The 4,521-nt window shown below is 67.9% G+C and carries 4 protein-coding genes; 1 reads left to right on the forward strand and 3 read right to left on the reverse strand.

The features are described from left to right. Positions 1 to 1,557: bis-aminopropyl spermidine synthase family protein (locus tag ETD83_RS39705; RefSeq protein ID WP_329603062.1), on the forward strand; the 1,557-nt coding region annotated here is incomplete at its 5' end. On the opposite strand, the gene ETD83_RS43300 is transcribed toward ETD83_RS39705, so the two are convergent. The 3 genes from ETD83_RS43300 to ETD83_RS39720 form a co-directional block, all read right to left on the reverse strand. Beyond that, complete coding sequence (locus tag ETD83_RS43300; RefSeq protein ID WP_171064711.1) at positions 1,531 to 2,274, reverse strand: carboxymuconolactone decarboxylase family protein; 744 nt, start codon at positions 2,272 to 2,274, stop codon at positions 1,531 to 1,533. The genes ETD83_RS39705 and ETD83_RS43300 overlap by 27 nt on opposite strands. A gap of 2 nt (positions 2,275 to 2,276) precedes the next feature. Continuing rightward, the gene (locus ETD83_RS39715; RefSeq protein ID WP_138650411.1) at positions 2,277 to 3,758 is read right to left on the reverse strand and encodes a flavin-containing monooxygenase; all 1,482 of its coding nucleotides are present in this window, start codon (positions 3,756 to 3,758) and stop codon (positions 2,277 to 2,279) included. Continuing rightward, a partial coding sequence (locus tag ETD83_RS39720) for a M20/M25/M40 family metallo-hydrolase (protein WP_138650412.1) occupies positions 3,755 to 4,521 on the reverse strand: 767 nt, incomplete at its 5' end. The genes ETD83_RS39715 and ETD83_RS39720, both read right to left, overlap by 4 nt.

Consider the following 4,521-nt stretch of genomic DNA (forward strand, 5'->3'; position numbering starts at 1 on the left):
CTTCCGGGTGTGGAGGGCATGGATCCCCGGCGGGTCCACGCGGCGTTGAGTCTGCTGGTGGACGGGCGTTGGTGGACGTTGGCCGATCTCGTCCGGGAAAGCGCGGCGCCCCGGCGGTCTGTGGAGGCGTTGCTGGCCGGGCTCGCGGTGGAGCGTGATGGTGATCGGTTCCGGCTGGGCGCTGAGCAGGGGCGGCAGGTCGGTGAGGTGTTGGAGGGTGGGCATCGGCCGTTTGCGGCGGCCGATCCTGTTGGGCATCTGCTGGCGGAGTACGAGGCCGTGGTTGAGCGTCTGAGGGAGTTCATCGCGGGGGCGCCGCGGGGGCGGCATGTTCTCGATCATGTGGCCGCCACGCCGGAGACGGTGGTGCGGCGAGCGCTGCTGCTGGGGGCGCGGTTCTGGCTCGCGGACGCGCGGTTGCTGTGCGTCGGTGACCATGACCTGACCTCGCTCGCGGTCGGGATGATCCATCCGCAGGTCGAGACCGTGGTGGTCGACATCGATGAGCGGATTCTCGCTTATATCGATGAGCGTGCGGCGGAGCTGGGATTGAGTGTCCGGACGCGGTGGGCGGATTTGCGGCTCGGGCTTCCGGGCTCGGCGGTGGAGTTCGCCGATTTGGTGGTTACGGATCCGCCCTATACGGCCGATGGGGTCGGGTTGTTCGTGGCGCGGGGCATTCAAGGTCTGCGTGAGCAAGGGAGCGGACGGGTGCTGCTGGCGTATGGCGCCAGCGACCGGACGCCGATGCTGGCTTTGAAGGTCCAGAATGCGTTGAGCGATTTGAACCTGGTGTCAGAAGCCATTTATCCGGACTTCAATCGGTACTCCGGGGCCGAGGCCATCGGGTCTGCTGCCGATTTGTATGTGCTTCGTCCTACGTCCAAGAGCCTTCCGGCTGCTACTGCGCGGGCGGATCGGTTCAGCGCCGCCATCTACACGCAGGGGCCGCAGGCGGTCGAGGCCCGGGAGCAGCTGAAGGTGTCGGCCGAGGATCTGGGGGACGTCCGGCCGGACGTGCTGGTGGGGGCGTGGCCGAAGGACGTGCTGCCCGAGGTGCCGCGTGTTCGGTTGAGCACCTGGCTGGCCAAACCGTATGCCGCCAAGGTGCGGCAGGCCGGTGTGGCTTTGCCCGCCGGAATGGAGGCGTCGCTGGCGCGGGTGTTGCTGGCGACCCGGGCCGAGCGGGTTCGGGTCGTGTCGCCGGAGGCGGTCGACCTGGCGGATCTCAAGGTGATTCTGGAGCCTGTTTACGAGCTGCGCTCCGACGGGCCCGTGATTGAGGCTGTTCGCAGGACGGACGAGCATCGTGATGATTCGGTGTGGCGCATTCTCCGAGCGGTGATGGATCGGGCGCATGGGAAGGTGGCCAACACCTGGCGGGACGCGTTGATCGACGTCCATGGGGCTCTGACCAAGCGGCAGACGCGCGCCATGGTTGCCGAGGTCGCGCCTTGGGCACGGGATGCGACCTTGCTGGAGTTGCCCATGCATCGGCTGCGGGAATTGCCGGATGCCATTCGGGCATCTCTAGCCGGAGGCGGGGCGTCGGGCTAGTTCCTCCTGGAGGATGGGGACGCCGACTTCCAATGTCTGGATGCCGATCGTGCTCGCGATCTCCAATACGGCGACGATCTCGTCCGGTGTCGCGCCATGGCCGATGGCGTTGTCGATATGGACTTTCAGGCCGTCCGTGAACAGGTGCGTGGCCGAAGCGTCGATCGCGATGTAGATGAGTTCCTTGACCTTGGGCTCCAGGACGCCCCGGCGCCACGGGATCGCCGAGAAGTTCAGGTAGGCGGCGAAGAATGCGGGTGCGCGCTGGAGGACGTCCTCCCATGCCGCGTCCCAATAGCCGCGCCGCCGGACGAACTCCGCCTTGATGGCTTCGCGGTCGACGCCGTCGTCCGATGGCGGGGCGAGGTCGCGCAGGAGCGGGAAGCCGGTGCTTGCCGCGTGGATGCCCAGGACGGCCGTGAGCTGGAACGTCTCCATGATCTCTTCGCGGGTCGCGCCGTGGTCCAGGGCGGCGCGGACGTGCCGCCGGATACCGGGCTCGTGCAGGTGCGTGACGGCGGCGTTGACCGCCAGGGAGATCAGCTCCCGGGTCTTGGCGTCCAATGCGGCGCCATCCAACCCGGCGCCATCCAACCCGGCGGCGTCTGGCGCGGTGGCGTCCGACGCGGCGGGGTGATTTCGCGGGACGGTCGCCAGTTCGACGCAGGCGGCGTAGAACTCCGGGTCGGCGTCGCGGAGTGCCTCTAGACCGTGCATTGTCAGCGCACTTCGATGAAGCCGACGTACGGCAGCGTCTTGGTCAGCAGGTAGTACTCGCCGTGCGGCTTCGGCCATTGCGTGACGTTCCGTCCGGACTCGGCGTGGTAATAGTTCGTGCAGTTCGCCCCCATCGCGGACGCGTGCTTGACGAGCTGCCGGTCGACCCACCGCACCCACCGTTCCGCCGCCGACGGACGGGTGTCGACGACCCGCAGCCCCTTGCGCCGCATCCGGGCGATCGTCCGCACCGCGACCTCGGCCTGCCGTTCGAGCTGCGCCAGGACGGAGAAACCGCCGTTCGTGTTGGGGCCGTACAGCATGAAGAAGTTCGGATATCCGGGGACGGTGATGCCGAGAAAGGCCCTCGGGTCGTTCTTCCACGTGTCGTGGATGGAGACGCCGCCGGTGCCGCGCACGTCCATCGAGGCCAGGAACTTCGTCGCGTGGAATCCGGTCGCCATGACGAGGACGTCGATTTCGCGTTCGGTGCCGGTGGCGTCCACGATTCCCTTGGGCGTCACCTGGGTGACCGCGTGCGGGACGAGTTCGACGTTCGGGCGGTTCAGCGCCGGATAGAACCCGCTCGCCAATACCGGACGTTTGCAGCCCCACGGATAGTCGGGTGTGAGGTGGGCGCGCAGCTCCGGGTCGTCCACCGTGGTACGGATGTATTCGCGGCATAGCCGAAGGTTCTGCTGCTGCCGTTTCCCGTGCAGGTCGTATCCCTTGAACATGACCCGGAACTGGTAGAACAGCCGCAGCCGCCGAAGTTTCTGGACGACCGGCAGCCGCCGGAAAACGGCCCGTTCGCGCGGCGTGTAGTCGCGCTCGCCTTTCGGCAGGATCCAGCCGGGCTGCCGCTGGAAGACGTACAACTGCTCGACCTGCTCGGCGATGGCCGGGACGACCTGGGTGGCCGTGGAACCGGTGCCGACGACGGCGACGCGCTTGCCGGTCAGGTCGTGCGACGACTCCCAGCGGGCGGTGTGGAACTTCGGGCCTTCGAAGTCGTCCAGGCCGGGCCAGTCGGGGTAGCGCGGCCGGCTGAGCAGGCCCAGGCAACTGATCACCACGTCGAACGGCTCCGTCTCGCCGGACGCGAGCCGCACGTCGTAGCGTGCCGCCTCCGCGTCCCAGCTGGCCGATTCGACGCGGACGCCGAAGCGGCAATGGCGGCGGACGTCGAACCGGTCGAGGACGTCCTCGGCGTACTGCTGCAGTTCCGCCTGACCGGCGTGGGTGCGCGTCCAGTCGTAGGTCAGAAAGGAGAAGGAATAGGCGTGGGACGCGATGTCGACCTCGCAGCCGGGATACCGGTTGTCCCACCAGGTGCCGCCCGGGCCGTCCGACTGCTCGAAGACGGTGAAGTTCGTCAGGCCCTTCTTCTTGAGCTTCACCGCGGTGGCGATACCGCCGAACCCGCAGCCGATGATCGCAACCCTGGGCCCTCGGGCTCGGGTGCGTGCTCGTGTTCGACTCATAGGGATATCAGTCTTTCCATCACTCGCACGCCGAATTTGAGGGAGTCCACGGGGACGCGTTCGTCCACGCCGTGGAACATCGCGGGATAGTCGTAGCCTGCGGGAAGCAGCATCGGCGTGAAGCCGTACGTCTCCATCCCGAGTGTGCGGAACCATTTGTTGTCGGTGCCGCCGCTGAACACGAACGGCGCGACCTCGCAGCGGGGACTGACCTGCCGCAGCGCTTCGGTGAGCAGCCCGAACCATTCGCTCTCATGGTCGGAAAGGACGGACGGGCTGCGCCGCAGCAGCGACACCTCGGTTCCGTCGCCCGCGCCGGACGTGAGGTGCTCGTCCACGCCGTCCTCGTGGCCCGGGACGAAACGGCAGTCGAACCGCGCCCACGCCTCGCCCGGAATGACGTTCTCCTTGTAGCCCGCGCCGATCCGCGTCACGTTGACGGTGGTGCGGATCCCGGCGGCGAACATCCGGCCGAACGGGCCGGTCCGCGTGGCGAGCACGTCCGCGACCTCGTCGGGGTCGGTGACGGGACGTCCGGCGACCCGGGACGCCAGCAGCCGCATCGGCTCGGTGATCGTGTACGGCTGCGCGGCCGACACCAGCCGCAGCGTCGTCTCCGCGAGCCGCGGGATCGGGTTGTCGTCGGGCAGCATGCTGCCGTGCCCGGCGACGCCCCGCTCGACCACCTCGTACCAGCGCAGACCCTTGTCCGCGACCGACACCGCGAACAGCGGACCACCAGCGGAAACGGGCACGTTGAAGC

Origin of the sequence: Actinomadura soli (genome assembly GCF_005889715.1) — a bacterium.
In the GTDB taxonomy this organism is placed as follows: Bacteria; Actinomycetota; Actinomycetes; order Streptosporangiales; family Streptosporangiaceae; genus Spirillospora; species Spirillospora soli.

What these genes read in the sequence shown, in the direction of transcription:
- ETD83_RS43300 (WP_171064711.1), bottom strand. Translation starts at nt 2,274, where the DNA reads ATGCACGGTCTAGAGGCACTCCGCGACGCCGACCCGGAGTTCTACGCC.
- ETD83_RS39715 (WP_138650411.1), bottom strand. Translation starts at nt 3,758, where the DNA reads ATGAGTCGAACACGAGCACGCACCCGAGCCCGAGGGCCCAGGGTTGCG.